We start from the raw sequence: 2,453 nt of genomic DNA, 5'->3' as shown, positions 1-2,453 counted from the left end.
CGAGCTCGTCGTGCATGGCGACGACCTCGCCCGGTCAGTGCCGGAGATCCCTGCTCCGCCGCTGCTCGACGCGTGTGTCGAGCTTGTCTCCGGGGCCCTCGCGAACGCCTACGCCGAGGTCACAGGCCGTGAGCCCGAGATCGAGAATCAGCTCGACTGGATCAGGATCGCGACAGGCCGGCTGGACTCAGCGGACGAGTCGCTGCCGCTGCTCTGACCCGCCGATCGGTTCGCTAGGTGGTGAGGCAGGCGGTGATCTTGGCCGTCAGGGGGCCGTCAAGGGAATTCATGTCGTCGCGGCTGAGGCTGCGGTCGCCGTCGCCCTCCGCCACCGCGTTCAGCCCCTCGTCGGACACGTCCGACTTGACGAGGATGTTGGCGACGCAGTCCGCCGCCTTGTCCGACAGTGCGGTGCCGAAGATGCTGTCGTTGCTGGTCAATGCGTTGCTCAGCTCGTCGGCTGTTGGTCGAGGCTCGCCGCCGCAGGCACTGAGCGACAGGGCCGCGACGATACATGCGACGGTGAGTGACTTCGTCATGTGTACATCCTTCGGAAGCTGCCCGAGTCAGCCTTGTGCGGGCGTCAGGGCTTCATCGTTGCAGCGTGTCGCGCATGCGTCAGTGGATCCGCAGATTTCTTCAGCCCCAATGGGTCCACATGCTGGTACTTCTTGTCTCACCACTTGACCACCGCTGTCGCGAGGACGAGACTGAACGCGTGCATGCAGAGATTCTCGTAGTACGCCGCTGACGCGATGGCCTGATCCGGCCCCGCGTCTCCCTCGAATGCCTCACCGGCCGAGGGATTTTTTTATGCGAACAGCCGGGTCACTCAACGACATACGATGGACCGAAACAGAAGGACGACATCATGACCGAGCAGCTCACGGGGGCTCAGAGCCTCGTGCGGGCGCTGGAGCACGCCGAGGTGGACACCATCTTCGGCATCCCGGGCGGCGCGATCCTGCCCGCATACGACCCTCTCTTCGACTCCGAGAAAATCCGGCACATCCTCGTGCGGCACGAGCAGGGCGCCGGTCACGCGGCGCAGGGCTACGCCATGGTGACCGGCAAGGTCGGCGTGTGCATGGCGACCTCCGGGCCCGGCGCGACCAACCTCGTCACGGCGATCGCCGACGCCCACATGGACTCGGTCCCGATCGTCGCGATCACGGGGCAGGTGCCCAGCGGGGCGATCGGCTCCGACGCCTTCCAGGAGGCCGACATCCGCGGCATCACGATGCCGATCACCAAGCACAGCTTCCTGGTGACGAACGCCGACGAGATCCCGCGGGTCATCGCCGAGGCGTTCCACATCGCCGGCACCGGGCGTCCCGGACCCGTCCTCGTCGACATCGCCAAGGACGCGCTGCAGGCCAAGACGACCTTCACCTGGCCGACCGAGCTCGCGCTGCCGGGCTACCGCCCGACGACCCGTCCGCACGGCAAGCAGGTCAGGGAGGCCGCCCGACTGATCGCCGCGGCCGAGCGTCCGGTGCTGTACGTCGGTGGCGGCGTGATCAAGGCCGAGGCCTCCGCCGAGCTCAAGGTGCTCGCCGAGATGACGCAGATCCCGGTCGTCACGACGCTGATGGCCCGTGGCGCCTTCCCCGACTCGCACGAGCTGCACCTCGGCATGCCGGGCATGCACGGCACCGTCGCGGCCGTCGCGGCGCTGCAGAAGAGCGACCTGCTGATCTCGCTGGGCGCCCGCTTCGACGACCGCGTCACCGGCCACCTCGCATCGTTCGCGCCGCTCGCCAAGATCATCCACGCCGACATCGACCCCGCGGAGATCTCCAAGAACCGTACGGCCGACGTCCCGATCGTGGGCGACTGCCGCGAGGTCATCGCCGATCTCATCGCGACCCTGCAGAAGCAGGCGTCCGAGGACGGCGTCGAGGGTGATTTCAGCGCGTGGAAGGCGCAGATGCTGGGCGTCAAGGCGAAGTACCCGGTCGGCTACGACAAGCCCGCCAAGGGGCTCGCGCCACAGACCGTCATCGAGCGCATCAGCGCGATCGCCGGGCCGGAGGCGACCTACACCGCAGGAGTCGGCCAGCACCAGATGTGGGCCGCGCACTATGTCGACTTCGAGCGTCCGCGCCAGTGGCTCAACTCCGGCGGTGCCGGCACGATGGGCTACGCCCTGCCGGCCGCGATGGGCGCCCAGGTCGGGCTCCCGGGCACGGTCGTCTGGGCGATCGACGGCGACGGCTGCTTCCAGATGACCAACCAGGAGCTCGCGACCTGCGCGATCGAGGGCATCCCGATCAAGGTCGCGGTCATCAACAACTCGTCGCTCGGCATGGTCCGCCAGTGGCAGACCCTGCTCTACGAAGGCCGCTACTCCAACACCGACCTCAACACCGGGCCGGAGTCGATCGGTGCGCGTCGGATTCCCGACTTCCTCAAGCTCGCCGAGGCCTACGGCTGCGTGGGCCTGCGCTGCG

3 protein-coding genes are annotated in these 2,453 nt (G+C 67.7%); 2 read left to right on the top strand and 1 reads right to left on the bottom strand.

The window, feature by feature from the left end; translation table 11 throughout:
• The coding region (locus V6M46_RS08280; RefSeq protein ID WP_332663667.1) for a hypothetical protein at positions 1–217 on the top strand (217 nt) is incomplete at its 5' end.
• Positions 218–233: 16 nt separating this feature from the next.
• Here V6M46_RS08280 and V6M46_RS08275 read toward each other — a convergent pair.
• Complete coding sequence (locus V6M46_RS08275) at positions 234–539, bottom strand: hypothetical protein (RefSeq protein ID WP_332663665.1); 306 nt, start codon at positions 537–539, stop codon at positions 234–236.
• Between the two features lie 332 nt (positions 540–871).
• Here V6M46_RS08275 and V6M46_RS08270 point away from each other — a divergent pair.
• The coding region (locus V6M46_RS08270) for an acetolactate synthase large subunit (protein ID WP_332663663.1) at positions 872–2,453 on the top strand (1,582 nt) is incomplete at its 3' end.

This window comes from Aeromicrobium sp. (assembly GCF_036676885.1).
In the GTDB taxonomy this organism is placed as follows: Bacteria; Actinomycetota; Actinomycetes; order Propionibacteriales; family Nocardioidaceae; genus Aeromicrobium.
This window is presented reverse-complemented; position numbering and strand designations above follow the sequence as displayed.